At 41.2% G+C, this 26,497-nt stretch carries 23 protein-coding genes; 5 read left to right on the forward strand and 18 right to left on the reverse strand.

Features of this window, described 5'->3' with window-relative positions; all coding sequences use genetic code 11:
• The 7 genes from IEV85_RS20445 to IEV85_RS20475 all read right to left on the reverse strand — a co-directional run.
• A partial coding sequence (locus tag IEV85_RS20445) for a hypothetical protein (RefSeq protein WP_229712673.1) occupies positions 1 to 872 on the reverse strand: 872 nt, incomplete at its 3' end.
• A 454-nt stretch (positions 873 to 1,326) separates the two neighbouring features.
• On the reverse strand, positions 1,327 to 1,653 hold the full coding sequence (locus tag IEV85_RS20450; protein WP_188467066.1) for a hypothetical protein: 327 nt from the start codon (positions 1,651 to 1,653) through the stop codon (positions 1,327 to 1,329).
• Between the two features lie 720 nt (positions 1,654 to 2,373).
• Entirely contained in the window at positions 2,374 to 2,670 is a 297-nt protein-coding gene (locus tag IEV85_RS20455) for a type II toxin-antitoxin system RelE/ParE family toxin (RefSeq protein ID WP_188467068.1), read from the reverse strand.
• On the reverse strand, positions 2,667 to 2,900 hold the full coding sequence (locus tag IEV85_RS20460; RefSeq protein ID WP_188467070.1) for a hypothetical protein: 234 nt from the start codon (positions 2,898 to 2,900) through the stop codon (positions 2,667 to 2,669). The genes IEV85_RS20455 and IEV85_RS20460 overlap by 4 nt, the downstream gene beginning before the upstream one ends.
• Before the next feature lie 67 nt (positions 2,901 to 2,967).
• A complete protein-coding gene (locus IEV85_RS20465) occupies positions 2,968 to 3,876 on the reverse strand; it encodes a tyrosine-type recombinase/integrase (protein WP_188467072.1) in 909 nt (302 codons plus the stop codon).
• A 16-nt stretch (positions 3,877 to 3,892) separates the two neighbouring features.
• Entirely contained in the window at positions 3,893 to 4,936 is a 1,044-nt protein-coding gene (locus tag IEV85_RS20470) for a tyrosine-type recombinase/integrase (protein ID WP_188467074.1), read from the reverse strand.
• Between the two features lie 262 nt (positions 4,937 to 5,198).
• Entirely contained in the window at positions 5,199 to 6,803 is a 1,605-nt protein-coding gene (locus IEV85_RS20475) for a hypothetical protein (RefSeq protein ID WP_188467076.1), read from the reverse strand.
• Positions 6,804 to 6,942: 139 nt separating this feature from the next.
• Here IEV85_RS20475 and IEV85_RS20480 point away from each other — a divergent pair, with 139 nt between their 5' ends.
• Positions 6,943 to 7,278, forward strand: coding sequence for a helix-turn-helix domain-containing protein (locus IEV85_RS20480; protein WP_188467078.1), 336 nt, complete (start codon positions 6,943 to 6,945; stop codon positions 7,276 to 7,278).
• The gene (locus IEV85_RS20485; protein WP_188467080.1) at positions 7,275 to 7,715 is read left to right on the forward strand and encodes a hypothetical protein; all 441 of its coding nucleotides are present in this window, start codon (positions 7,275 to 7,277) and stop codon (positions 7,713 to 7,715) included. Before IEV85_RS20480 ends, IEV85_RS20485 begins: the two co-directional genes overlap by 4 nt.
• A gap of 12 nt (positions 7,716 to 7,727) precedes the next feature.
• Here the strand turns inward: IEV85_RS20485 and IEV85_RS20490 are convergent, their stop codons facing one another.
• The 8 genes from IEV85_RS20490 to IEV85_RS20525 all read right to left on the reverse strand — a co-directional run bounded on the left by IEV85_RS20490 (position 7,728) and on the right by IEV85_RS20525 (position 15,427).
• The gene (locus tag IEV85_RS20490; protein ID WP_188467082.1) at positions 7,728 to 8,000 is read right to left on the reverse strand and encodes a hypothetical protein; all 273 of its coding nucleotides are present in this window, start codon (positions 7,998 to 8,000) and stop codon (positions 7,728 to 7,730) included.
• 12 nt (positions 8,001 to 8,012) lie between these two features.
• Positions 8,013 to 9,620 carry an RHS repeat-associated core domain-containing protein gene (locus IEV85_RS20495; protein WP_188467085.1) on the reverse strand — a complete coding sequence of 536 codons (1,608 nt, stop codon included), beginning with the start codon at positions 9,618 to 9,620 and terminating at the stop codon, positions 8,013 to 8,015.
• A 454-nt stretch (positions 9,621 to 10,074) separates the two neighbouring features.
• The gene (locus tag IEV85_RS20500) at positions 10,075 to 10,401 is read right to left on the reverse strand and encodes a hypothetical protein (RefSeq protein ID WP_188467066.1); all 327 of its coding nucleotides are present in this window, start codon (positions 10,399 to 10,401) and stop codon (positions 10,075 to 10,077) included.
• A gap of 742 nt (positions 10,402 to 11,143) precedes the next feature.
• A complete protein-coding gene (locus tag IEV85_RS20505; RefSeq protein WP_188467087.1) occupies positions 11,144 to 11,485 on the reverse strand; it encodes a type II toxin-antitoxin system HicB family antitoxin in 342 nt (113 codons plus the stop codon).
• Positions 11,482 to 11,724, reverse strand: coding sequence for a type II toxin-antitoxin system HicA family toxin (locus IEV85_RS20510; RefSeq protein ID WP_188467089.1), 243 nt, complete (start codon positions 11,722 to 11,724; stop codon positions 11,482 to 11,484). Before IEV85_RS20510 ends, IEV85_RS20505 begins: the two co-directional genes overlap by 4 nt.
• Before the next feature lie 46 nt (positions 11,725 to 11,770).
• Positions 11,771 to 12,730, reverse strand: coding sequence for a tyrosine-type recombinase/integrase (locus IEV85_RS20515; RefSeq protein ID WP_229712674.1), 960 nt, complete (start codon positions 12,728 to 12,730; stop codon positions 11,771 to 11,773).
• A complete protein-coding gene (locus IEV85_RS20520) occupies positions 12,672 to 13,646 on the reverse strand; it encodes a tyrosine-type recombinase/integrase (RefSeq protein ID WP_188467093.1) in 975 nt (324 codons plus the stop codon). The genes IEV85_RS20515 and IEV85_RS20520 overlap by 59 nt, the downstream gene beginning before the upstream one ends.
• Before the next feature lie 236 nt (positions 13,647 to 13,882).
• The gene (locus tag IEV85_RS20525) at positions 13,883 to 15,427 is read right to left on the reverse strand and encodes a hypothetical protein (protein ID WP_188467095.1); all 1,545 of its coding nucleotides are present in this window, start codon (positions 15,425 to 15,427) and stop codon (positions 13,883 to 13,885) included.
• A gap of 171 nt (positions 15,428 to 15,598) precedes the next feature.
• Between IEV85_RS20525 and IEV85_RS20530 the strand changes: the two genes are divergently transcribed.
• The 3 genes from IEV85_RS20530 to IEV85_RS20540 are packed head-to-tail and all read left to right on the forward strand — an operon-like array spanning position 15,599 to position 16,533.
• Entirely contained in the window at positions 15,599 to 15,949 is a 351-nt protein-coding gene (locus IEV85_RS20530; protein WP_188467097.1) for a helix-turn-helix domain-containing protein, read from the forward strand.
• Positions 15,950 to 16,348: a hypothetical protein gene (locus IEV85_RS20535; protein ID WP_188467099.1), complete on the forward strand. Its 399-nt coding sequence runs from the start codon at positions 15,950 to 15,952 to the stop codon at positions 16,346 to 16,348. It abuts the gene before it with no gap.
• A gap of 5 nt (positions 16,349 to 16,353) precedes the next feature.
• Positions 16,354 to 16,533, forward strand: coding sequence for a hypothetical protein (locus IEV85_RS20540; RefSeq protein WP_188467101.1), 180 nt, complete (start codon positions 16,354 to 16,356; stop codon positions 16,531 to 16,533).
• Between the two features lie 169 nt (positions 16,534 to 16,702).
• Here the strand turns inward: IEV85_RS20540 and IEV85_RS20545 are convergent, their stop codons facing one another.
• From IEV85_RS20545 to IEV85_RS20555, 3 genes are all read right to left on the reverse strand, one after another.
• Positions 16,703 to 17,029, reverse strand: coding sequence for a hypothetical protein (locus IEV85_RS20545; protein ID WP_188467103.1), 327 nt, complete (start codon positions 17,027 to 17,029; stop codon positions 16,703 to 16,705).
• 70 nt (positions 17,030 to 17,099) lie between these two features.
• On the reverse strand, positions 17,100 to 22,967 hold the full coding sequence (locus tag IEV85_RS20550) for a DUF6443 domain-containing protein (protein ID WP_188467105.1): 5,868 nt from the start codon (positions 22,965 to 22,967) through the stop codon (positions 17,100 to 17,102).
• The gene (locus IEV85_RS20555) at positions 22,964 to 26,485 is read right to left on the reverse strand and encodes a hypothetical protein (protein WP_188467107.1); all 3,522 of its coding nucleotides are present in this window, start codon (positions 26,483 to 26,485) and stop codon (positions 22,964 to 22,966) included. The genes IEV85_RS20550 and IEV85_RS20555 overlap by 4 nt, the downstream gene beginning before the upstream one ends.
• Positions 26,486 to 26,497: the final 12 nt, after the last annotated feature.

A 26,497-nucleotide genomic window follows, 5' to 3' on the forward strand; every position in this document is an offset into this window, starting at 1 on the left:
TATGATCTAAAAAATGCCATGTCAAGATCTAAAATAGGGTCTCTTTCTATCCCATTAAATTTAAAGTTATTGGCTGTTGTATAGCTTCTTTGGTAACTATTAAAAGTCAGACCGAAGGGGTAGTAATCATCTGCCTGCAACACCGCATTATGATGATGGTCTACCCTAAAATCATCCCAAAACACTTCCACGGTTTGCTGGCTTTCATTGCTCAGGAACACGATCAAATAGCCATCCTGATCTATGAGTATTTCTTCGAAGGAGAGCTTTTGGTGCGTACCACTGCCATCCCCCGGGTCTGCTGCGCTGGTACTTAACCTGTCAAAGCCACTGTTCAGGTAATTAAAGTCCTTGTCCAGCACAATGTAGTTCAGGTAAGCCCTCGGACTTTGCTCATTAGAGTTGTCTGCTATGGCAGCTGAGCTAAATCCTGTTAAATTCTCCGAAGTTAATGCAGCTTCTCCACTAACCGCACCGCCTGAAAGCATGTTCACCAAAGCGCTGATCAAGGCACCTGTATTAATGGCATCGTCCTGGTTAGTGGCCGCTATGTATTTGCCGTACACTTCTGCGCTTATTTTATCGCCTTTACTTACATAAAGTGACTTCATTAAACCCACTGTTTCATTGCTTCCGCCTGCAAGTCTATGACTGGAGCTTCCGCTTCTCTTTAAGGCACTGGTAAGCTTTGTTACCTGGTCGTAATTGTCAAAGTATGGATTTTCAGTAGTCTCAAAATCGGTAGCATAGTCATCATCCCTTACTGCAAAAGTGGTCCGCACATTGCCTAAATGGTCTTTTAAATGGTACTGGTAGTCCTTTAAGCACTTTTTTAACGCTTTTTCGCTTTTTTCCAGGGCTTTCCCTGTCAAAAACACGTTTTTTTCCGTGCCTCTCCCTCCCTGTCGATATGGTATTTTTAAACAGCCCAATGCGCTTTCAATATACTAATTTTACTTGATATTCATAATGGAGATGGTCGCAGTTATAAGGTGTTCAGCACATGCATTCAGTCAGGCAGGGCAATAAAACCCGCCAAGCTGCTTACCCTCTTTCATCCCTTAAGCTTGTCATGTTTTTTGCTTCCTGTCCCCTTCGGCATTTCCTTAAAATGCATAAGCTTCACCATGTGTCTGGCTCGCTGCGTTTTGCTCGGCAGCCGCCCGCCAACTGGTCGGGCCGCTTTCTCACGGCTCGCGTGCTTCGCGATTGGATAACTGCGATTGTGTTTGCCTAACGCCCTTCGGTTGTTTCATTTTTATGAGCGATGCAAAAAACTAGTGTTGATTTTTTGGCTGTTTTTTACATCGTTCATAAAAACGTTTCTTATTTCATCTTTCGAACTTCTTCATATAAATACCAGATATCATCAGGGCTTTTCATATGTTCTATTTGTGATTTTAGGTTTTCACCTCTGCTCTTCATTTCTGGATTTCTTTTAATTAGTACATCAATCGCTTTACTAAAATACTTTAAAACTCTTCCTACTATTTCACGGCACTCTGCAGGAGTTAACAACCTACTTTTTTCATTGAGTTTAATAGCTTGATAGGCTCCCTTTAGATCACTTAAGGTTTTTGATCTCTGGTTTTGATTAAGCACTCCACTTAAAAAGTCCTCTAATTCTCTGGTTTCTAAATAATAATCATTCATAATAACTGATATTTTTTGTTCGGCAGTAAAGGACTAATATTTGCATCATTAATCAGAGGACACAAAAAATATCACCTTTAAATAATTGATTATCAAAATTTTAAACATCTCGGAAAAAAGTAAATGGCATCATTTTACTTTGCTGTTTTGCACTTGCTTTCCTGCCATTTGGTTTTTATCGGGATGCTCCAAGCGAACTGCTGCACTCCATTAAATGTAAATCTACTAACAGAGCGCGGAAGGTTTCTACTCACTAAAGATTTGATAATGATTGCCGGGACTACTCAACTTTCCTGACCTACGCTGTTTGCTCCGCGGGCCACTGCGGGTACCACCAGCCAGCCTGCCAAGGGGGAACGAAGCGCAGCGAAGAGGCTTGGCAGTGTCTGGCGGTGGTCGCAGGCCCGCCTAACTCTGGCTGTGGTTTTGTTTTTTTGCCTTTGCCCCGCAGGGATCAAACAAATCAAAAAAATAAAAGGGAACAGACGTGCCGAGGAGCGGATGGCAAGCAAAGGGAGGAAAATGCAAATGGGCTTTTTGAGGGTCAGCTAAATAGCGGAGCCCCGCCTTTTTGCGGGGTGGAGTGGTTTAAGGCGTGAGGATTTGCATTTTTCCGGACTGCAGCCTTGCTAGCCGCACCACAGGCACACCGCTTTTCCGCTACCAGCCATAAGCTGGGAGCGTACCGCCTGCAAGCGGTAAACTTTTGGAACGGGGGATTTAAAGTTTCTTTTTTGTAGGATTTTGTCGGTTGTCGAACATAGTGATTAGCTCTATTTTATCTTTCTTGATTTGATAATAAAGGCTGGTTTGTTTACTTATCACACACCTTCTTACTTGTTTTCTTTTGCCTGAAGAAGGATACAGGTCAGGCATTTCAGATATAAGTTTAAGAATCGATTGTAAGCGGTTATTAAACTTATTGACCGTCTTGTTTCCCCATTTGTCCGCTAGGTAGTCAAGTAATTTCAGATAGTCTTGTCTGGCACGGGGTGACCATTCAATCGGTTTACTCATAACTTAAACTTCTCCCTAACCTCTTTCATCACTTGCTCATGTGGTATGCTTTCCCCTCGGTTTAGTTGAGCTAAACCTTCATCAATAGCTGATCGTTCTTCTTCACTAATTTCATCCCACCAATCAACTTCTTTGGATTTTTTTAATGTAATGAACTCTTTGAGTGTCTTGGGATCATTCAATCCTGCCAACCATTCTAATAAACTTAGTTTTTCAGCTCTTATGTCCATATTTTTTAAGTTTGCTTTTCGTAAAGATAACATTTTCATTTTCTATTTTAGTTTCATTTATTGATTTTCAACCCAACGGATGAAATTTATCCACTGCCACTTTCAGGCCTTCCATATCGTTTTGTAAATAGGCTTCTGTGCTGAAGATGCGCCTGTGGCCTGCCATGTACTGCACTTCCCTGATGTTGTATTGCTTCAGCCACAAAGTGATCACGCTTGCCCTGAGCTGGTGGGCGCTTTGCAACAATGGCTGTTGCTTTCGTAATTGCTTAATGATCCTTTTGTGCATGTCACGGTAATTTTTATAACCTGTAACAAGCAATAAGTCACTATCCTGTTTGCCAAAGCTTTCCTGTAGCTCTTTCCTTGTTTGGTTGATGTAACGATCCATCATAATGATCTGTCCTGCCTGTAGTGACAATGTCCTTTCGTTATAGCTCCTGCCCCTTCTTATGCTTACTTTCCCGTTCAACACATCCACATCTTTTACACTCAACCTGGACAAAGTAGTGACTTCCAGCCCCTGGTACACCATCAGCCCTACTGCTATTTTGTTCCTTATCGCTGATGCCCTTGCCGTGGGTTTGGTGTTCCTTAAATGGATGTCATAATCTGTATAGAGTGCTTCCAGCTGTTCTTTATTGAGGTTCGGGCATAGTTTCTTGGCCTGCTTGCTTTTTATATTTAAATAGCCTGTAGGGTTGGTGGGGTAGTTCTCCGGATCTGACTGGTGAAGGGCTTCAAAATAATGGGCTATGGCGATCATATAGCCCTGTATGGTACGTTGGCACACCCCTCTTTTTCTCAGGTGGCTAACATAATCCATTAGCTCGTTGTATTTGATAAAACAGGGTTCTAGGTGCCGGGATGCTGCCCATTGCAGAAAGATGTCATTGATTGCTTTGTAGCTTTCTATGGTACTCTTTGAGCATCCTTTTTTCTTCAGGTAATTTGTTAATTCATCCATTTTATCCATTCAACTTCATTTTATTTCATGTCATTTCGTTGGACAAGTCCACCTTCATGTTATTTCGGTCGGACAGGTAAAATCTTTCCATGATGTGGGTATATACTTGGGTGCTTTCAAGGCTGTCATGTCCTAAAAACTGTGATACTTTTTCTATTTCCATGCCCTGGTACAACAAATGCGTGGCAATGCTGTGCCGTAATACATGCAGGTGTACGGGTTGGGTGATGGAGATTAGTAATTGGTCATTAGGAAAAGAGTCATTAGGGGTTTGGTCATTGGTTGATTGGGGATTGGGAAAGTGTTCATTGACCAGTTCCACCAGTTCTTTCAGCCTTCTGTTCAGGGTGTTGCCACATATCCTTGTCCCCCTGTTGCCCAATAAAAAAGCGTCTTCTTTACTGTTTGGGCTTAGCAGCCTTGGCCTGCCTTCATAGCAATAGTTTTCCAGCTGTCTTGCTGTCTGTTTGCCAAAAGGCACATACCTTGCTTTGCTCCCTTTCCCTTTTCTTACGGCCACCAGCCTGTTGTCAAAATCAATATCGCCTATATTCAAAGCTGTTCCTTCGCTTCTTCTCAGCCCGCAATCATAAAACAAGGCCAAAAAGGCTTTGTCCCGTAAGGCTGCCACTGGCCTAGTATCTTCTTCCATTCCCGCAGCTTCATACAGGGCTTTCACCTGGGCGATGCTCAGCGGGATTACTTCTTTGGGGTTAGGTGTTTCGTGCGGGATGCTTAAGGCCGGGATTTCCATGCGTGCCTGTTTCCGCAGATATTCCAGCAGCCTTTCCAGTGCATTGAGGTGGGCATTTAAATAGTTGTTCGATAGCCCTCCGCCCTGTCTTTGGTTGGCTCTTTGGCTCAGCTCCCTGTAATGGCTTTTGATTATAGGAATATCGATCTGGCTCACTTGCTGTTTTCCTTTGGATTCCATGTAATGCAGCAACTCCCGCACGTACACAGGAAAAGACTTTACCGTTGTAGGCGCATAGCCCAATACGTCCAGCCACTCGCCAAAACTTTGTTCCAAATACCTGAAGGATGCACTTTTTAAGGGTAGTTTTTTCATAAATTGTTATTTGGTACTGGTTATCAGGTAGTTATTGAAGTTTCTCGTATAATGCCTAACAGGCTCTGTTTTTTGCTTCGGTTGGTGTTTTCAGAACTTTTGAACTTTGCCTGTAACTTACTGTTGCTCTTGGTCTTTAGTGGTTCATTTGTGCTTTGAACTGGTGGTGAACCACTGTGGACTGCCTTGCCTATCTTCCTTGGTTTTACTGTGTCGGTGCTCTGTCTTATAACATGCACCGTGTAGTATCTAAGGGCGACTTTTACTTCTGCTTCTTTGCTCCTGCTAATCCGCTCATTATCTTGTCCAGTATGCCTGTAATACCGTTTTTGAGTTGCTCGTATTCGTCCAGTTGCGTAATCCTGTATTCATGTGGTTTTCCTTTCTCTCCGGCCACTTTTTTCACGTAGTCATATTCCTGTAATTGCACCATATAGCGCTTCTGGTTGCTGGGATTAATTCGTAAAAACTGCCGCACTTCTTTGTTGGTAAAACTGCCTGCCTTCGCTTTAGCTTCGGCAGGCAAAGCTTTATCCCGTTTATTAAGCCATGTTTTGAGCCACTCTAAATATTTCCTTCCGGCATCGTTCAGAGGATCTGATTTCCGGATCAGTACTTCCTTCATCAGTTTGTTGGCTTCCTGTATATCTTCCAGTGTTGTGTTAATGTATATTTCCCCTGTTTCCTTGTCTGCTTCTTCGGCTCTCTGGTACTGGTGGTAGAAAGTGACTGCTTCTATAAAAGCTAAGTAATGCGCATTGCTTCTCCTGGGCTTGAACACTTCATCGGGGATTTTCAGCTGCTCTGCATAAGGGTTGCGGATGCTCACGGGTTTTAAGATACGCTGTGTGTTCTTTAGCAGTTCTGCTATTTCATATTGTGCTGTTTTATCTATTCGTCCGGCCGAGTCAGCTCTTTGGTAGGCCATGATCTTTTCGTCCTGTTCTTTGCTTTCATCGATATGGATCAGGAAGGAACGGTTGGCATTATCTTCATACAGGCTTTCTTTGGTGGTGCAGCCTGCCACACTTACAGGTCCCTCTACTTTTAAACTCACCGTACGGGTTTCGCCTTTGGTATTCTTTACGGCCAGTGTTTTGGTAATATGTTTCTTGGACTGGATTTCCCTTAATGGGTACAGTACACTTTCTGCACCGTCCAGGTCTTCTATCAATATCAGTTTATTCTTTAGTTCCTGTTGCCCAAAATAGTAAAAGGCATTGCTGCTCAATGTGGTGATTTCCAGTTTGTCTTCTTCGGGGATCAAAGCACTTACTTTCTCCTGCAGGTGGGTTTTGCCTATGCCTGAGCTGCCAAAGCTGATCACGTGCAGCGGGTTATCTCTTTTCCGGCTGGTAAATATTAAATACATTAAAAGCCTGTTGTTTTCTTCTCCTATCACACCTGCTTTGCCTATATCCTCCATTGTCCTGCCCATCAGGTTCGGGGCTTTCAGGTATTGCTGTGCTGCTTTGATTTCTTCAGGACTTAATAGTTTTTTCTGGTTTTTATTGCCTGCGGATGCTATCCGCTCTATTTCCTGTAATCTGTAGGCTTCCAGTGCATCGGTCAGGTTTTCCAGTGCTGTGGCAATTACGCTGGTGCCTATCTCTAATCTTTCAGCCGTTTTCCTGCAAAGTTTCTCCACCTGGGTGTCATTGTACAAGTCCAGGTTATGCCGTACCGCGCTAAAGCCTTCCTCTGTCCCGATCTTTAACGTCACCCGCAACCTGTCCAGGCCTTCTAATCTTATCCCGCCTAAAATGGTGATTTGCAGCACTCCGATTTCAAAGGTCAGGTGGTCGGGGTTTCCCGTGTCAAGTACGGGATGGGCTGTGGTGTCCAAGGCTTGCTTCTCAGTCTTCATAAGAAAATTTTATTTGATAAACATGTGATTCAAAAGTAGCGCATGTTTTTCTTTTAAGCAAGCAACAAGTATTTCTTTTGGTAAATTCTTTTACCTAAATTTGAGTGATTATCATCAAAAAGGAGGTCTTTAGATAAACATGGTTAGCATTGGAGAGCGTATAACGCAGCTTAGGAAGCAAAAAGGCTGGTCACAAGATGAACTGGCTAAACGCATTGAGTCTTCACGGGTAATGATTGGCAAGTATGAAAGGAGTGATAACTCCCCTTCTATCGAGGTCATTGTAAAGCTTGCCAAAGCCTTTGATGTATCCGTGGATTTCCTGCTCGGTGAAGGACAAAATGCCAACTTCGATAAAGAGATGGTAAAACGGCTTGATCAGGTGGAGAGCCTGCCCGATCAAGAAAAAAAACGCATATTTGATTACATGGACCTCATCATAAGAGATTATAAAACCAAAACTGCTTATTCATGATTAACAAAAATATAATAATAGCTACAATATTAACTGTTTCGCACTTCACCTGTATATCTCAAACTCCTGACGATATTGTCAAAACTTTCTTTAGCAAATATGAACAAAATAATATGGAAGCGTTAAGCTATTTGTTTGATAGCAACGATTGGATGGGGGAATCAAAAGAGCAAATTCAAAATCTAAAAAGCCAATTAGCTGGCACTGTACAATTATTAGGAGAATATTATGGATATGAACTCTTAGCTAAAAAGAAGATAAATCAATTAGAATTGCATACTTATTTTATAAAATATGACCGCCAACCCTTACGATTTAGTATTCTTTTCTATAAGCCAAATGACAAATGGCAGCTTCAAAACTTTAGTTTTGACGATACATTAGATAGTGAGTTGGAAGAGGCTTTACGTATTAATAAACTTGAGCTTAATGAGTAATTAAGCTCAAGTTTATTTCACAAACATCTTCATAACAACGTTACCGATCATCATAAGAAGCCATATCGCAAAAGATGTAGACAAAGCTGTCAATGGAGCTATAAGCAAAGCAGATAATAGTCCCATAAGCCCAAAGGTCGGTTCATCATTAAAACTGACTGATTTTATACCAAATAATGATAATAATCCTACTATCAAAAATAAAACTAAGTAAGCAAAAAAGATATTCCAAAAAAGCTTACCAAATAATCCACTAGGTAGATCTTTATACTTATTTAATTTCATAATTCTGTTTTCTTAAAAATCAATACTATTTTGAATACTTTCCATTTCTTTTGACATCACATCGAACGTATATTCTAAACCAGCTTCAATAAATGAGGCCATACCTTTTACTGCTTCACCTACGTTAACAGAAGCTTCAACTTTAACAACGCTTACTTGAACCCCCACACCTACTTTAGCGGAATTATCAGCCGTAAACTCCATACCATTCTCTCCGACTGTCCCTTTCAAAGTAGGTTCTTTAAAAGCATCTCCACTGACATTTACCCCTTCATTGTTTGCAGTAACTTTACCTTCAATAGCCGAAACAGATGTTTTAACTGAAACCGATGCAAAACCTGCCTCACCACTCGCACTCAACCCTTTTGCACCAATTTCTAAACCGTTTGGACTAGCTTTACCAGAAACACTAACAGCACTGGCAGATCCTTTCAGTTGCAAAGGACCTACTTGTGCTTTGCCTCCTGCCCCATAAAGCTTGCCGCTTAAACTAACACTACCATCTAATATTTTAGAAAAGCTTTGCTTAGCTGCTGACAGCTTAGTCATTACACTAGCTGATGGGACATATTTATCACAAATTGTTCCTGGAGGACAATCACCAAAAGGATCGTTGTAACGAATTGGGTTGTTAAAGGAGTAGTGGTAAGGGTTCCAACTTTCTTGTCCAGCTGCATCAGCCATTGGGTCGACTTGCCAAAACCTTCCTAATGCCGGATCATAAACTCTAAACTTGGTGAAATCTACCCCTAATTCTGGAACTCTTTCTGTTTTAAAAGTCTTCTCCCCTGTTCCCTGATTATAGAGATAATTATTCGCCTTTGAGTAGTTCCTTGTATAGCTATTAAAAGTCAGGCCGAAGGGAAAATAATCTGAGGCTTGTATCACCGCATTATGGTGATGATCCACCCTAAAGTCATCCCAAAACACTTCCACTGTCTGCTGGCTTTCATTGCTGAGGAATACCATCAAATATCCATCCTGGTCAATGAGTATTTCTTCAAAAGAGAGCTTCTGGTGCATACCGCTGCCATCCCCCGGGTCTGCTGCGCTGGTGCTTAACCTGTCAAAACCACTGTTCAGGTAGTTGAAGTCCTTATCCAGCATGATGTAGTTCAGGTAAGCCCTTGGGCTCTGCTCATTGGAGTTGTCTGCTATGGCAGCAGAGGTATAGCCGGAAGTTAAATTATCGGACACTATATTGCCTTCGCCTGTCACTGCCCCACCCGAAAGCATGTTCACCAAAGCAGTAATCAATGCGCCTGTATTAATGGCATCGTCCTGATTGGTGGCCGCGATGTATTTCCCATACACTTCTGCTTTTACTTTGTCGCCTTTGCTCACTAATAAAGATTTCATTAGGCCCACTGTTTCGTTGCTACCGCCTGCAAGCCTGTGGCTATTGTTTCCGCTCCTTTTCAATGCGCTTGTAAGCTTGGTTATTTGGTCGTAATTGTCAAAATATGGGTTGCTAGCAGTCTCAAAATCAGTAGGATAGTCATCATCCCTTACCGCAAAGGTGGTGCGTACATTGCCCAAATGATCTTTTAAATGGTACTGGTAGTCCTTTAAGCACTTTTTTAACGCTTTTTCGCTTTTTTCCAGGGCTTTCCCTGTCAAAAACACGTTTTTTTCCGTGCCTCTCCCTCCCTGTCGATATGGTATTTTTAAACAGCCCAATGCGCTTTCAATATACTAATTTTACTTGATATTCATAATGGAGATGGTCGCAGTTATAAGGTGTTCAGCACATGCATTCAGTCAGGCAGGGCAATAAAACCCGCCAAGCTGCTTACCCTCTTTCATCCCTTAAGCTTGTCATGTTTTTTGCTTCCTGTCCCCTTCGGCATTTCCTTAAAATGCATAAGCTTCACCATGTGTCTGGCTCGCTGCGTTTTGCTCGGCAGCCGCCCGCCAACTGGTCGGGCCGCTTTCTCACGGCTCGCGTGCTTCGCGATTGGATAACTGCGATTGTGTTTGCCTAACGCCCTTCGGTTGTTTCATTTTTATGAGCGATGCAAAAAACTAGTGTTGATTTTTTGGCTGTTTTTTACATCGTTCATAAAAACGTTTCTTATTTCATCTTTCGAACTTCTTCATATAAATACCAGATATCATCAGGGCTTTTCATATGTTCTATTTGTGATTTTAGGTTTTCACCTCTGCTCTTCATTTCTGGATTTCTTTTAATTAGTACATCAATCGCTTTACTAAAATACTTTAAAACTCTTCCTACTATTTCACGGCACTCTGCAGGAGTTAACAACCTACTTTTTTCATTGAGTTTAATAGCTTGATAGGCTCCCTTTAGATCACTTAAGGTTTTTGATCTCTGGTTTTGATTAAGCACTCCACTTAAAAAGTCCTCTAATTCTCTGGTTTCTAAATAATAATCATTCATAATAACTGATATTTTTTGTTCGGCAGTAAAGGACTAATATTTGCATCATTAATCAGAGGACACAAAAAATATCACCTTTAAATAATTGATTATCAAAATTTTAAACATCTCGGAAAAAAGTAAATGGCATCATTTTACTTTGCTGTTTTGCACTTGCTTTCCTGCCATTTGGTTTTTATCGGGATGCTCCAAGCGAACTGCTGCACTCCATTAAATGTAAATCTACTAACAGAGCGCGGAAGGTTTCTACTCACTAAAGATTTGATAATGATTGCCGGGACTACTCAACTTTCCTGACCTACGCTGTTTGCTCCGCGGGCCACTGCGGGTACCACCAGCCAGCCTGCCAAGGGGGAACGAAGCGCAGCGAAGAGGCTTGGCAGTGTCTGGCGGTGGTCGCAGGCCCGCCTAACTCTGGCTGTGGTTTTGTTTTTTTGCCTTTGCCCCGCAGGGATCAAACAAATCAAAAAAATAAAAGGGAACAGACGTGCCGAGGAGCGGATGGCAAGCAAAGGGAGGAAAATGCAAATGGGCTTTTTGAGGGTTAGCTAAATAGCGGAGCCCCGCCTTTTTGCGGGGTGGAGTGGTTTAAGGCGTGAGGATTTGCATTTTTCCGGACTGCAGCCTTGCTAGCCGCACCACAGGCACACCGCTTTTCCGCTACCAGCCATAAGCTGGGAGCGTACCGCCTGCAAGCGGTAAATCTTTTGGAACGGGATTTATATTAGTAAAACTGCCGGCTTTATGCACTCTCTTTTGTTACTCTTGACCTAATTGCTTCTGCAACAAGATTGTTAAGTGAGGTCTTTGTCTCCATAGCTAAAAGAGCAGCCTTTTGATGCAATGTTGCTGGTATACGTACATTAAAGCTTCCTTTAAACGGCTTTTCAGGTGTTTTTCCAGCTGCTTTGCAATCGGCTAAATAAACATCAATAGCCTCCTTAAAATCAACTTCTAATGATTTGCCCGTTTCTCCTTCATAAGAGATCAGCCCTTTTAACCCAAGTACTTTTCCATAAAGTAAATTATCTTCCTGGCTGTACTCTATACTTCCTGTATAACCTTTATATTCAAGATATTTCATAGCCCTAATATTTCTTTTACTTGTTTCATTTGATATTTTTTCATGATGCCGCTTGGATGTGGTTTATGAAGCATAACGGGAACCCCTTCACTATTCTCGAACTTTACCCTCGAACCCGAGGTCTTTCCTATCTTCACTTCTTCAAAACCAAAATATCCAAGTAATTTAGCCATCTCATCATAATGAAAATCAGCTGGCATACTTAAAAACCTGTCAATTAATTTCTGCTTTTTAGACATAACTCAAAGTAACTATATTTAGTTGCAATCTGCAAATTTATTTTCCTCATCCCAACGGATGGAACTTGTCCACTGCCACTTTCAGGCCTTCCATGTCGTTTTGTAAATAGGCTTCTGTGCTGAAGATGCGCCTGTGGCCTGCCATATACTGCACTTCCCTGATGTTGTATTGTTTCAGCCACAAAGTAATCACGCTTGCCCTGACCTGGTGGGCATTTTGCAACAAGGGCTGCTGCTTCCGTAACCGCTTAACAATCCTAATATGCATTTCCCTGTAATGCTGGTAACCTGTTATAAGCAATAAGTCGCTGTCCTGTTGGCCAAAGCTTTCCTGCAGCTCTTTCCTGGTCTGGTTGATATAACGATCCATCATAATAATCTGTCCTGCATGTAGTGCCAATGTCCTTTCATTATAGTTCCTGCCCCTTCTGATGCTTACTTTCCCGTTCAGTACATCCACATCTTTTACATTCAGCCTGGATAGCGTGGTCACTTCCAGACCCTGGTACACCATCAAGCCTACTGCTATTTTATTCCTGATCGCTGATGCCCTTGCCGTGGGCTTGGTGTTCCTTAAATGCAGGTCATAGTCTGTATACAATGCTTCCAGCTGCTCCCTGCTGAGGTTCGGGTAGAGTTTCTTTGCCTGCTTGCTTTTGATGTTTAAATAGCCTGCAGGGTTTGTCGGGTAATTCTCCGGATCTGACTGGTGAAGGGCTTCAAAATAATGGGCTATGGCTATCATATAGCTCTGTACGGTGCGCTGGCTGATCCCTCTTTTTTTCAGGTGGCTAACATAATCCATTAGCTCGCTGTATTTGATAAAGCAGGGTTCAAGGTGCCTGGATGCTGCCCATTGCAGAAAGATGTCATTGATTGCTTTGTAGCTTTCTATGGTACTCTTTGAGCATCCTTTTTTCTTCAGGTAATTGATGAGTTCTTCCATTTTATCCGTAAAATTTTTCCATGATGTGGGTATATACTTGGGTGCTTTCAAGGCTGTCATGCCCTAAAAACTGTGATACTTTTTCTATTTCCATGCCCTGGTACAATAAATGCGTGGCGATGCTATGCCGCAATACATGCAGGTGGACGGGTTGGGTGATGGTAATTTGGTCATTGGGAAAAGGGTCATTGGGTGATTGGGGATTTGGGGTTTGTTCATTGACCAGCTCCACCAGTTCTTTGAGTCTTTTGTTCAGGGTGTCGCCACATACACGCCCTCTTTTTCCCAATAAAAAAGCATCTTCTTTACTGTTTGGGTTGAGTAGCCTTGGTCTGCCTTCATAGCAATAGTTTTCCAGGTGCCTTGCGGTCTGTTTGCCAAAAGGCACGTACCTTGCTTTGCTCCCTTTCCCTTTTCTTACGGCCACCAGTCTGTTGTCAAAATCTATGTCGCCTATATTTAATGCTGTTCCCTCACTCCTTCTCAGCCCGCAATCATAGTACAAGGCCAACAAGGCTTTGTCCCGTAAGGCTTCCACTGGCTGGGTATCTTCTTCCATTCCGGCCACTTCATAAAGGGCTTTCACCTGGGCAATGCTCAGCGGGATTACTTCTTTGGGGTTAGGTGTTTCATGCGGGATGCTTAAGGCGGGGATTTCCATCCGTGCCTGTTTCCTTAAATATTCCAGCAGCCTTTCCAGTGCGTTCAGGTGGGTGTTTAAATAGTTGTTCGATAGGCCACCGCCTTGTCTTTGATTGGCTCTTTGACTCAGCTCTCTGTAATGGCTTTTGATTATAGGAATATCAATTTGGTTGACCTGCTGCTTTCCTTTGGATTCCATGTAATACAGCAACTCACGCACGTACACAGGAAAAGACTTTACTGTGGTAGGCGCATAGCCCAATACGTCCAGCCACTCGCCAAAGCTTTGTTCCAGATACCTGAAGGATGCGCTTTTTAAGGGTAGTTTTTTCATATTTTTAATTTTGCTTCGGTTGGTGTTTTCAGAACTTTTGAACTTTGCCTGTAACTTATTGTAGCTCTTTGCTTTTAGTGGTTCATTGTGGTTATGAACTGGTAGTGAACCGCTCTGAACTTTGTACTTATTTCGTCCTGCTTTCTCTCTTATTCTCTGCTTCTCTCTTTCTCCTAATTCCTTTGGTTACGGTGCGTGTCTTATAACATCCACCGAGTACTACTCTCAGAGCAGTCTCACTTTTGCTTCTTTACGCCTTCTAAACTACTCACAATCTTGTCCAGTATGCTTGTAATGCCGTTTTTTAGGGTTTCGTATTCGTCTAGTTGGCTAATTCTGTACTCATGAGCTTTTCCGCACTTTCCGGACACTTTTTCCACGTAGTCATATTCCTGTAATTGCACCATATACCGCTTCTGGTTGCTGGGATTAATCCGTAAAAACTGTCTCACTTCTTTGTTGGTAAATGTGCTTTTCTTCTCCATCTTCAGCCATGCTTTCAGCCACTCTAAATATTTCCTGCAGGCGGTGTTCAATGGGTCTGATTTACGGATCAACACTTCCTTCATCAGTTGGTTGGCTTCCTGTATATCTTCCAGTGTGGTTTCTATATATTCTTCTCCCGTTTCTTTGTCGTATTGGTTTTCACGCTGGTATTGATGGTAAAAGGTGACTGCTTCAATAAAGGCCAGGTAATGCGCATTGCTTCTTCTTGGCTTGAACACTTCATCAGGGATTTTTAATTGTTCAGCAAAAGGATTTCTAATGCTCACAGGCTTTAATACTCTTTGGGTATTCTTTAGCAATTCTGCTATTTTGTGTTCTTCACTTCCATCTATTTTGCCTGCTGAGAGCTTCCGCTGGTAGCTCATGATTTTTTGATCCTGCTCTTTGCTTTCGTCTATATAGATTAAAAAACTGCGGTTGGCATTGTCTTCATACAGGCTTTCTTTGGTGGTACAGCCTGCCACGCTCACAGGGCCTTCCACTTTCAAAGTCACTGTCCGGGTTTCCCCTTTGGTATTCTTCACCGCCAGTGTTTTGGTAATGTGTTTCTTGGATTGGATTTCCCGTAACGGGTACAGCACGCTTTCTGCCCCGTCTAAATCTTCTATCAATATCAGTTTGTTCCTGAGTTCCTGCTGACCAAAATAATAAAAGGCATTGCTGCTCAATGTGGTAATTTCCAGTTTGTCTTCTTCGGGGATCAAGGCACTTACTTTCTCTTGCAAATGGGTCTTTCCTATCCCTGAACTTCCAAAGCTGATCACATGGAGCGGATTGTCTCGCTTTCGACTGGTAAAGATTAGATACATCAATAGCCTGTTGTTTTCCTCTCCTATCACGCCCGATTTCCCGATGTCCTCTTTGGTGCGTTTCATCAGGTTCGGGGCTTTCAGGTATTGCTGTGCTTGTTTAATTTCTTCGCTGCTCAGCTGTTTGCGCTTGTCCTGTGTTTGGACTTTTGCTTCTATTTCTTCCAGCCTGTAGGCTTCCAGTGCATCGGTCAGGTTTTCCAGTGCTGTGGCAATCACGCTGGTACCGATTTCTAACCTTTCAGCCGTTTTCCTGCATAGTTTCTCCACCTGCGTGTCATTGTACAGGTCCAGGTTATGCCGTACCGCACTAAAGCCTTCTTCCGTACCGATCTTTAATGTCACCCGCAACCTGTCCAGGCCTTCCAATCTGATACCGCCCAGGATCGTGATCTGAAGCATTCCGCTTTCAAAAGTCAGGTGGTCGGGGTTTGAAGTCTCTAATGTTCCTTTGGTTGTACTCATTTGATAACTTTTTTTTCGTGATAGCATATTTGTTATCAAACTTAGCATATAAGTTCTATTAAGTCAAAACTTTTATGTTAATATTTTACACCGACTAAACATAAACACTCTCCATTAATTGATTTATACATACATATAAGCTAATTTTATACCTGTATTATAGTCTATCATATGGGATTTGCAGAGAACTTAAAGAAGTACAGAACCGCTAAAGGGATTTCACAGGATGAACTTTCTAGGAAGATTGGGAGCCATGCCGTGCAGTTTTCACGATATGAAAGAGGACTTTCCACTCCTTCTATTGATGTGGTACAGAAAATTTCAGAAGCTCTGGACATTTCCATTGATGAGCTGGTTTTTGGTGATAAAGACCAAAAGCTGGAACAGACTATTAAAGATCGCGAACTGATCGGCTTGTTCCAAAAAGTGGAACTGCTCTCCGACAAGCAACGAGACACCGTTAAAGAACTCCTCAACGCTTTCATCTTCCAAAAAGACCTGCAACAAAAATTGATGCAGTAGATGGCTAATGAAGACCATAATAAGACCGTTGCTGAGACATTAAGATACAGTACAGAACAATTCGATAAGACAATAACCTTTATTGCTTCTGGTGCGCTGGTAGTTTCTTTTGCATTTATAAAAGATATAATACCTGACTTAAAAGCTGCCGTTAATAAGGCATATTTAATAAATGCATGGTATACCTACGCAGGTGTTATCTTTTTGAGCTTGGTTACTCATTTTATTTCTATGTTGGCCAATACCTGGGCTGCTAAAAATCAGAACCTGAGCGATGAAGCTTTCAATAAAGGCATAAAATATTGGAACTTTCCGATCAGGTTTCTCAATATTACAATGATTGTAGCTTTACTGGTTGGTTCGATTTTTTTGATTAAATTTATTAACCTTAATCTTTAATAATTATGGCAGACGACAATAAGCAAAACAGACCTGATCCAAAGAAAAAACCTAACTATAAAAGAAGAGATAGTGGAGATTTCATTGGAGAATCAAAAAAAGATACTGACATCATTCGTAAAGGTGCCGAGATCGCTCCAAGGCCTATTATAACAACCAGTAAAAAGAAAAAAGACAATGGCTAAGCAACCACCTAGAACAAATCCTGAACCTATACAGCACCCAAGGCCTGGAACAAAAGTTCCTGCTGAAGTGGTGCCAAGGCCTAAAAAATAACCCAAGCCTATCCATAAGCTTGGGGTTTCAATTTTAGATATGGATACCAGCGATACGCTTGCTCTCAAAAGGATTTATTTACTCCCTATTATAAATTATTCTCTTTACAGTTTGCAATAACTCTTTATCGTCCTTCATTACCTCTCCATTCAGTACTGTTCCAAAAAAAGAGCCTAAACAAAGTGTATCTTTATTTCCTGATGTATAATCCCTAACCAGTTTTATCCTAATATCCTGATCTTCAACTTTTTCATTGGACTCTATTCGTTCCAATGATGATATTTCTTTGTCGATTTTTTCCAAAATAGCCTCGTCAGTGATTAAAGTATCTCTATAATGCGGCTCAAATTCTGGTTCAAAAGCATCACAAGGAATTGGATATTGAGCTGTAGAATCTTCACCCATGTATAAAATAGTTAATTGATTTGAACTACTCTGGCATGAAACTAATAAGAACAATAAAAGTAAAAGAGTATTAATTTCCAGTGTTATATTTTTCAGCTTGTGTCGCATAGTATCTTTTATAGTATGAAGAACTAGATTTGCTCTCCATCATTTTATAATATTTATAAGTAGCATTCTTGTTAACTTTATTAGAAGTTGGGCCATAAGTAATTACTGTCTCACCCTTATGATTTGTTCTTGTTACACCATTTTTAGGAATCTCTCCTAAAGCTCTAGATGTTCTCAATTCCGACCCGGTAATCACTCTTTTTTCTTCTGCATTTGTCCAACCTGGCAATTTCTGACTCTGCAGTTTTCGATGTTCTTCAGGTTTTAAATCATAATGATTTCGATGATCGCTTTCATGTTCCAACACTGTTGCAGGTGACATTACTACACCTTGATCTGTTTTACTCCCCCCTTCTGGATTCCACCATATAGAATACCCCTCACTTGTACTCCTATCCGCCTTATACAAATTAACCTGTGTTTTAGAATTCTCTGCAATAGCTCTAACGTTTTCTCCTACACCATTTTCCTGTAGAGTATTATATGCTTTAAAAAACTGTTGAACAAATTCATTCTTGGGTGCATCACTTGCATTAGAACCATTAAAAATAAATTTTTGGTTTTTACCAGCTTCATCTTGATAATATATAATAATATCTTTCCCATCAGGGTCAGTATACAGTAAGGGATTATTAGCTGCCCAACTATAAGGAGATAAACTAAAATAATTCTCCATATGCGGATCCATTACTGATGTTCGCCACAAATACGGATCATACATCCTGGCCTCAGAGTCGTACCAGTTTAATCCCCCATCTGCTATCCATTCTTTGCCTTGGTAAAGGTGCTTGTTTTCTTTATTGTATTCCTTTTTATAAGAATCAAAAGTGCCACCTCCCGGATAATACGAATCAGCCTGTATCACAGCATTATGATGATGGTCTATCCTGAAGTCATCCCAGAACACTTCCACTGTCTGCTGGCTTTCATTACTTAAAAATATAATCAAATAGCCATCCTGATCAATCGCTATTTCTTCAAAAGAGAGCCTCTGGTGGTTGCCACTTCCATCTCCCGGGTCTTCTGCACTGGTGCTGAGCCTGTCAAAACCACTGTTCAGGTAGTTAAAGTCTTTGTCCAGCATGATGTAGTTCAGGTAAGCCCTCGGGCTTTGCTCATTGGAGTTATCTGCTATGGCAGCTGAAGTATAGCCTGCCGTTAAGTTGTCAGATACCACATTGCCTTCGCCTGTTACCGCACCGCCCGAAAGCATGTTCACCAAAGCAGTAATCAATGCGCCTGTATTGATGGCATCGTCCTGGTTAGTGGCTGCGATGTATTTACCGTATACTTCTGCTTTTACTTTGTCGCCTTTGCTTACATAGAGTGACTTCATTAAGCCCACTGTTTCATTGCTTCCACCTGCCAGTCTATGACTGGAGCTTCCGCTCCTTTTTAAGGCGCTGGTAAGCTTGGTTACCTGATCGTAATTATCAAAATAAGGGTTGCTACTTGTCTCAAAATCAGTAGGATAATCATCATCCCTTACCGCAAAGGTGGTGCGTACATTGCCCAAATGGTCTTTTAAATGGTACTGGTATTCCATTTTCGCCTGCCCATCTACCGCTTTTGGCACTACGCGACCTTCTGCAGTCTGGATAAATTGCAAAGTGTCATTTTCCATAATCATGGCACCGATATAGTCTGTAGCTTTTATCAAAGTATTGTTCTCGTACACTTCCTGGCGGTGTTTAATGCCGGAAGCATCATAAATATACTTGATTTGTTTATCACCGGCAAATATTACTTCTTTTGGTAAGTTCAGGTAATTATAATCAATAGTAGTAATATCTTTGTTGGCATCTGAAATCATATTACCATTGTCATCATAGCTATAATCATTGCCTGAAGTATTGCTATCTTTAAAGCCTTTTTCAATATTACCGGCATCTGTCACATAATTCAGCCTGTTGCCATTGTTCGCATAATTATAGGTGAGGTTATCCATCAAAGCGCCTGTTTCATCCCTGCGTTGCAGCAATTTGATGTTTCCGTTCATATCATACTCATTAACACGCAGTTGGTATTTTTGACTAGTTGTTTGAGCAGGCCCTTCAAAATAATTGGCTTCTGTAATTCTATTGAGTGGATCATACGCGTAGCCATAGGCATTTTGCAAGATGGTTTCTGCTTCAGTCATATCATTACGTTTCCCGCCCCACTTAATAGCTGCAATATTGCCATTATACTGAGCATCCGAACCCATACCTAAATTATCAGTATAACCCAGTTCCATCCCGAAGAGGTCGGAGGCTTCATTGGCATGGTCCGCGCTGAGGTCGGCATGGTTAATGCGCTCCAGCCAGCCCCTGATGTTATAGCGGTAGTCTACCGACTGGGCGAAGGCGCCCGCTTCTTCATGCAGGCTTTTGGTGATAAGTTCCCCAAGCTCGTTGTATTCGTTGGAGACCATGAGTACAGGATTTTCCTGGTTTACCTGGTGTGTTACCGTCATCAGTCGGTCGGCATGGTCGTGGGTAAAGGTCTCGGTAATGGTTTGGGTGTCGGCTCCTATACTATAAATAGTTTTGGCTTTTTTCAGGTTTCCGATAAAATCATAGCCATTATTGGCAGTGATAAACTTACCATCCGGCTGCTGACTAATACTTTGCACCAGTCGGTAGCGCTCATCATAATAATTGATACTGCCCAGCATTTCGGCAGTGCCTAAAACGCGGGTAAGGCTTCCTGTCACCTGCCCTTTTACCAAGTTGTTCTGCGCAAACTCATTGGTTACTCCATTGGTGGAATAGTTGTAAGTGCTGCCATCCATTCCGGCAGCAGTGCGAAAATCATAGTTGTCGTAATAAGTAATGGTATAAATTTCTGCTTCACTTACTGACGGGTAACTGTTATTGGTATAGCCATAGAGATGATGGCTATTGGAATATACCTCATAAAGTTCATCTAAAAATTGTTGTCCTCCGACTACCTTCTCTTTCCCTCTGACTAACCTATTTCTGATAGAGTCCAATGAATAAACGATTTCTGTTTCACCCGTCATAATAGGCCTGTTTTGCACATCGTATTTAGTAAAACTAAAAAGGCTATCCTTTCTTTGCTCTCCATCCTGGGTAAGCACCAATCTATTACGGTCGTCATAGACCATGATCACGGGCTCGGCACCGGGTACTTTCTTCCACTCCATGCGTTGGCGGTCATCATACTGGTATTGGAAAGCAAATTGTTCTAAAAGATTACTATCCACAGCCCCTAAGGTACCGATAATTTGCCACGAGGCTTCCGGTGGGATAACGAACCTGAGATTATCAAAAATATCATACACATAGTAGGTATCAAACTGGTCAGTGCCCTCTCCGTAATTGCGCTTAAGCAATGTTTTGCCGAAGGCATCGGTAAAGGTGGCGGATTGATTGCCGTTTTCGTCTGTGACCAGCAGTTTTTCGAACGCGCCATTGCCATAAGGCGTGCTTTTAGTTAATTGGCCATTGACTATTATAAAGCGTTTTACATTATCAGCAGCAGTGCTGATTAAGTAGTCGGTAGTGACTGGTTTATTCCCACTTTCTTTTGCCCAGTCTTCTCCCGGGGCATATTGAGCAATGGGGCGGTTGAGGGGCGAGGGCTCGTAGGAGACTTCTGCATAAGGGTAATTTGTAGCCGCCACAGTGCTTTCAGTACCGTCATAGAAGCCGAATTGGTTGGAGGTTTCATAGCTTCCCCCTGTAGTTCTTAAAGCGGAAGGATCCAGCACTCCGTCATTTTTATTAGCTGCATAGGGCAGATATTCTTTGTTTACCCGCCCCAGTTCATCATAGGCTATGGGCTTAATCATATCCCTTCTATTAGGGGAGGCTTGCGTTTGCAAGGTCTGCATAGGCCTGCCCAGTCCGTCATAATAGGTAAAATGTTCCATTACTTCTCCTATAGTGGAGACGGCCTCCCCTTCCTTTTTTGCTGTTTTATAGCTAATGATCTGCACAAAGTTTTCATTCTGCTGAGAGGCTTTGTTGATAATATTGGCAGGTGAAACGTTTAATGAAGCGCCTGAAGCAGCTGTAATTCGCACATAATAAGTGCCCGGGTGGGTGACTGTGTAGGAGCGGCTGGTGCCTCCTGATATGGATGCTCCATTTTTATGCCACTGGTAACTGCTAAAGCCTGAAGGGACTGTAAGCACTTTGTTTTCTCCCCATACAATTTCATTGCCCCCCTGAACGCTCATGGTTGGGTTGGCCAGCACAGTAATATTTTTGGTAGCAAATGCGGAACATCCATTCCCGTTGGTATAGGTGTAAGTGATCGTTTTACTGCCAGGATCACTTTGTGCCGCATTAAAAGTATTGTTGCTCACATAGCCTCCGGAAAAAGCACCTCCGGAAGGGGATTCTCCGGTATTAACTAAACTTCTATTACCTTCAAACTGGTAGATAGAAAAAGTATTGCCAGCTGAAACCTGGATGTAAATATCAACTGTTATTGTCACCACATTGCTGTACTTTGTTTCCCCGCAAGAAGTAACCCTTCTGCGATAAAAGCTGGTAGCAGTTAAATTGCCGGGATTATAGGTGGTAGAAGTGGCACCGGTTATATTGCTGTAGGTTCCTCCACTACTGCTGCTTACCTGCCACTGATAAGTATAATTGTTATCTCCGCCTGTCGCAGAAGAAGCATGGCCTAAAGTACCTGCTGAGGTATTGTAACAGATAAATTTTGTTCCATTAATGCTGCCCGGGCTCAGAGTGGGCCGCACGGTAACTGAAACAATATTGCTATACTTGGTTTCTCCGCAAGAAATGACCCTTCTTCGGTAATACCGAGTAGCTGTTAAATTACCTGCGCTATAGGTTGCAGCATTGGCTCCACTGATATCGTTGTAGGTTCCTCCGATGCTGGTACTTACCTGCCATTGATAGCTATAGCTATTGTCTCCGCCTGTTGGGGAGGATGCATTCCCTAAAGTACCTGCCGGACTATTGTAGCAAATGGTTTTGGTACCGGTTACGCTTCCCGGGCTCAAAGCAGGCCGTACTGTAACGGCCACTGCATTGGTATATTTGGTTTCACCACAGGAAACTACCCTTCTTCGGTAATACCGCGTGGCGCTTAGGTTGCCGGGACTATAGCTGGCAGCATTGGCCCCGCTGATATTACTGTAGCTTCCTCCGCTGCTGGTACTTACCTGCCATTGATAGCTATAGCTATTGTCTCCGCCTGTTGGGGAGGATGCATTGCCTAAAGTACCTGCTGAACTATTATAACATATGGTTTTTGTGCCATTGATGCTGCCGGGGTTTAGGGCTGGATTAACGTTCACTGTAACTATATTGGAATACAGAGTACCACATGAATTACTTACTTTATAGCGAAAATCAGTATCAGAAGTAAGATTATTAACATAAATAGGGGTTCCTGTATTGCTTAAATCTATCCAGGCGGTACCCGTTCTTTTCTGAAAATTACCTGTTCCCCCATAGCCAAGATTTTGTAAATTGACTGCTATTTGTGCACCTCCATTATAGCAAACAGTAGGAGATGATTCAATTGAGGCATTACCTGCGAAGGGAGTAACAAGTGTGAGGTAATACGTTTGGCTAGGTTCTCCTGTAATATCAACCGTGACTGATAACGTATGACTTATGCCTGTAGTAGGCATGGTAATATTCGCAATAGAAGGACTATTTCTACTTACTGGTACTCTTACTCCATTTAAAGTCCATATATAAAACCCTGATCCAATTCCTCCGCCAGGAGATGTCACTGTATAAGTATAGGTCTGACCCGGGCATACGGAAGTTTGTCCCGATATTTGGGCACTTGCTTTTATTACGGTCATGAAAAGAATACTTACTAATAATACCTTCTTCATTCTGCCTGGTTTTTGTATTTATAATATACTTTAGATAGGACATTTTTATTGTCATCCTTTTTGGTAATCAGCCTTCCCAATGCATCATATTCAAAATATTGAGCGGTTCCATTTGTATCAGTCATGCTTGACAATCCTTTGCCTACATCGTAAGTAAAAGTAGTCAGTTCAGCATCTGCAGAATAAATGCTTACATCATCTAGTATAGCTCCTGATGGAATAGAAATAGTAATGGTAGTTTCTATACTTCCGGTGCCTACCAATCTTTTAAAATATTGCCAATTTGTACTGGTCACTTCCTGATTAATAGTGCCCCCCACACCCCCGCTTAGGCTTACCTCTACATCCTGGCTTTGCTTTTTCGCCTTAAAGGAGACATAGTAACTGCCTTCGGCTGGTACATTGCCTATACTTATAATATGCTGGCCGGCCATCCCTTTGAATCCTGTGGCACTCGTCAGGGTATTTCCATCTGCTTCAAAATTATAGTGTTTAAAAAACTCATTTTCCCCTGAAGTAACGAGTTGAGCTATCGGATAGCTGTCATTGTATCCCCATTGGTATAACTTTTTCAAATCTCCTTGTTGAGAATACCTCTGTTTAATGAGATTACTTTTACTACCAAAAGATGCTTTATATACTTCAAGCATCGTATCCGTATCATATGTCATTTTCACACTATCCAACCTGTTAGGTGCCCAAGTAAAATCAATCGGATAATCATTCCTCATCCATTGGCGTTTCAGCGCTAACTGGTTATTATTATATTGGTATTCAGTGTATTCTTTTCTATAATCCAATGTCTCAAATAAAGCCTGAGAGAAAGGGTCTGCTTCGTTTAAATTGTCATATTGATACTTAGCTACCCATTTAAGGCGATCACTGGCTCCCGGATACCAGGCTAAATATTGATCTTCGGCAGTATGCTCATTTAAAATGCTAGTTATCCTGACTGGTTTAATAATATTCTTGTCATATTGATAAAAATGCCTGCTATGGCTTTCGTGCCCTAAAGTATCTCTTGAGACAACATAGGCACTATCCTTAAAATAATATTGAGGACGGTATTGGGTAGTAGAGTAAATAATGGGATATTTTCTGTAACAGAAAGAGCGTTTTTGTCTGTAAGCATTTAAGATTATAAAATTAGTATTGTATTGATGCTCGCTGTAATAATTATGTTTTTCTTTCAACACAAGATTATTATGGTTTCTCACAATCTCTGTTTTCAGTTTGCCATTTACATGTCCTACATATGCTGGATCAATATAAGGATGGTCAATCATATTAAAGGGTCGTTCTGCTATAAATTTTTTATTGATTTTTCCAGCAGGGTCCTCTGTTAAGCTAGTTAAATGGCCTGGAATTTTATTTCCTCTAACTATTATGTCTACATTTTCATAGCCAACATGACTACCAAGATAAGTTAATAAATTGCTTGAATAAGATTGCACATTAATCCCTGCATCAATCTCGCTATCATCTTGAAGACATATTGGAAGAGCATGATCATCTGTTCTCATCCCCCCGATTACATATTCTGATTTGTAACCTCCAAAATAAGGTATATTATATTGGACTCCACTGCTTTTAGTTTCATCCACTTCATCATTATAATAATAACTTTTAACTTGTGATGAGTTTGACAAGCCTCCTCCATTAGACTTTACTGTTTTAATCCTTAAACCTCCAACTTTTTTATTCTGAGGTTTCAGTAATTCAAATTCAATACTAATAGATATTTCATCATGCCCTCCTTCTCCGGCATTAGTAGCAAACAGTTTATATTCTCCGGCAGGAAGAAGTATTCTATTTGAATAAGCAAAAGGGTTGACATTTTCTCCACTAAAGGCTATATAAGATCCACTCGAATTCTTTTTATAAATTGAAGAGAATGTATTCATGCCTATTCCATCCTGCTCATGAATATTGCTTTTAAATGTCGCACTTACTTCATAAGGAACCGTGAAAATAACTTCGTCTGTTTCAGGGTTAAAAGCAGTTCCTTCAAAGGCAATGGCCTGGTAAAAATAAGTTTGCAGAAAATCAGGGTCGTAAACTTCATTTAACTCATATTCAAATTCATGGAACCCTCCGGTAGGATAAGTGATTTTGGTTAGCACACCCATTTTAGTATAGTAAAAACTTGGCTCTCTGTTAGCTGTTTGATTATCAAAGTGATAAAGGTCATTCTTGAATTCAGGAATGAGAGTATATGAAGAGTTGTTATTAAAATATCCCCAAAAATCCTGGGACTTGCTATCAGTTTCAGGTACAGCGGCTGCATCAAAATATGTAAATTTATAAGGAGGTAAATTTGAATTACCGGATTCTTCCCTCACAGAATCCAGCTTAAGCTTTGCATTATTTCCAAAATAAGAGTGGGAAAAAACCCACTCTTTGACTACCTCATCATTTTTGTAGATTACTATTCTGTCTAATTTTTCACTATTGTCATAATCAAGTCTTTCAGTTGCTGCAATAAATTCCACCTTATCACCACGTGATGATTCTATTGATTTTAATCTCTGACCGGACCGGTTGGTATCATTAATTGAATAACTGGAGGTAGTGGTGCCATAACCGGAGATACTAAATTTTCTACTCTCATTATACAGCTGTGTATCTGTATGATAATCACTCTCATAATCAAAAATTAAATATTCTCCTCCAATAGACACTTTGGTGAGGTACCAGGAGCTTTGATACTCACTAACTACTTGCTCTATAGAAGGAAATGTCTGGGAAATAGTGGTGGTTTTTTCAGTTTTCCTAAATTCATAAGTAATTCCCGTATTGTCAGTAATAGTCCAATTATAGTCTTCACCTGGTAGTTCATATTGAAACATCCCATTTTTAAAGGGATAATCCACGAAATTTAAAGTATTATACATTAGATGGTTAAGTTGTTGATCTTGATCAAAATAAAATTTTCCGCTATGTGTTCCGAAATTGTAGAAATATAAATCTGCCTGCAAATCAATATAGCCATCAGCAATTGAATCAAGATAACTTCCAGTCGCATATTCCGCTGATCCTGAAATTTCATTTTCATAATTATCCATATTTGTTAGTTTAGAATGATCTACTGCTCCCGCACTAACAAAAGCAAGCTTTGCCAGGTCAGAAAAATAACCATGCTTTTGAGGTACAGAAACCCCATTATTAGCACCTAACTCATCTGGTAATCCTTTTACTGATCTTCCTATTAAACCATTGGCATTCAATGTCCATCCTGCACCAATCCAACTTGCCTCTTCTTCTACTTTTAGCCCTCCCGCATCATAACTTATTGAGACAGGCCACTCAAAATTGTTTAATTTGAATGTATACAATGGCAAATTAATATTAGGCTTTCCAGTAAACTCATTCACGTCTATATCTGTATGCTTTAAAAATGGCATCGCCTCTGGACTTACTGGCTGTACATCAAGCATTTGCGGTTGGGAAAATTCTTCCTGACCATATCCTAAATAAATACTGAATAAAAAAAAGACTATACTTACTGTTTTTTTCATATGGCAACTAAA

This window comes from Marivirga lumbricoides (assembly GCF_014636295.1).
In the GTDB taxonomy this organism is placed as follows: Bacteria; Bacteroidota; Bacteroidia; order Cytophagales; family Cyclobacteriaceae; genus Marivirga; species Marivirga lumbricoides.

What these genes read in the sequence shown, in the direction of transcription:
- IEV85_RS20450 (WP_188467066.1), bottom strand. Translation starts at nt 1,653, where the DNA reads ATGAATGATTATTATTTAGAAACCAGAGAATTAGAGGACTTTTTAAGT.
- IEV85_RS20455 (WP_188467068.1), bottom strand. Translation starts at nt 2,670, where the DNA reads ATGAGTAAACCGATTGAATGGTCACCCCGTGCCAGACAAGACTATCTG.
- IEV85_RS20460 (WP_188467070.1), bottom strand. Translation starts at nt 2,900, where the DNA reads ATGGACATAAGAGCTGAAAAACTAAGTTTATTAGAATGGTTGGCAGGA.
- IEV85_RS20465 (WP_188467072.1), bottom strand. Translation starts at nt 3,876, where the DNA reads ATGGATAAAATGGATGAATTAACAAATTACCTGAAGAAAAAAGGATGC.
- IEV85_RS20470 (WP_188467074.1), bottom strand. Translation starts at nt 4,936, where the DNA reads ATGAAAAAACTACCCTTAAAAAGTGCATCCTTCAGGTATTTGGAACAA.
- IEV85_RS20475 (WP_188467076.1), bottom strand. Translation starts at nt 6,803, where the DNA reads ATGAAGACTGAGAAGCAAGCCTTGGACACCACAGCCCATCCCGTACTT.
- IEV85_RS20480 (WP_188467078.1), top strand. Translation starts at nt 6,943, where the DNA reads ATGGTTAGCATTGGAGAGCGTATAACGCAGCTTAGGAAGCAAAAAGGC.
- IEV85_RS20485 (WP_188467080.1), top strand. Translation starts at nt 7,275, where the DNA reads ATGATTAACAAAAATATAATAATAGCTACAATATTAACTGTTTCGCAC.
- IEV85_RS20490 (WP_188467082.1), bottom strand. Translation starts at nt 8,000, where the DNA reads ATGAAATTAAATAAGTATAAAGATCTACCTAGTGGATTATTTGGTAAG.
- IEV85_RS20500 (WP_188467066.1), bottom strand. Translation starts at nt 10,401, where the DNA reads ATGAATGATTATTATTTAGAAACCAGAGAATTAGAGGACTTTTTAAGT.
- IEV85_RS20505 (WP_188467087.1), bottom strand. Translation starts at nt 11,485, where the DNA reads ATGAAATATCTTGAATATAAAGGTTATACAGGAAGTATAGAGTACAGC.
- IEV85_RS20510 (WP_188467089.1), bottom strand. Translation starts at nt 11,724, where the DNA reads ATGTCTAAAAAGCAGAAATTAATTGACAGGTTTTTAAGTATGCCAGCT.
- IEV85_RS20515 (WP_229712674.1), bottom strand. Translation starts at nt 12,730, where the DNA reads ATGACAGCCTTGAAAGCACCCAAGTATATACCCACATCATGGAAAAAT.
- IEV85_RS20520 (WP_188467093.1), bottom strand. Translation starts at nt 13,646, where the DNA reads ATGAAAAAACTACCCTTAAAAAGCGCATCCTTCAGGTATCTGGAACAA.
- IEV85_RS20525 (WP_188467095.1), bottom strand. Translation starts at nt 15,427, where the DNA reads ATGAGTACAACCAAAGGAACATTAGAGACTTCAAACCCCGACCACCTG.
- IEV85_RS20530 (WP_188467097.1), top strand. Translation starts at nt 15,599, where the DNA reads ATGGGATTTGCAGAGAACTTAAAGAAGTACAGAACCGCTAAAGGGATT.
- IEV85_RS20535 (WP_188467099.1), top strand. Translation starts at nt 15,950, where the DNA reads ATGGCTAATGAAGACCATAATAAGACCGTTGCTGAGACATTAAGATAC.
- IEV85_RS20540 (WP_188467101.1), top strand. Translation starts at nt 16,354, where the DNA reads ATGGCAGACGACAATAAGCAAAACAGACCTGATCCAAAGAAAAAACCT.
- IEV85_RS20545 (WP_188467103.1), bottom strand. Translation starts at nt 17,029, where the DNA reads ATGGGTGAAGATTCTACAGCTCAATATCCAATTCCTTGTGATGCTTTT.
- IEV85_RS20550 (WP_188467105.1), bottom strand. Translation starts at nt 22,967, where the DNA reads ATGAAGAAGGTATTATTAGTAAGTATTCTTTTCATGACCGTAATAAAA.
- IEV85_RS20555 (WP_188467107.1), bottom strand. Translation starts at nt 26,485, where the DNA reads ATGAAAAAAACAGTAAGTATAGTCTTTTTTTTATTCAGTATTTATTTA.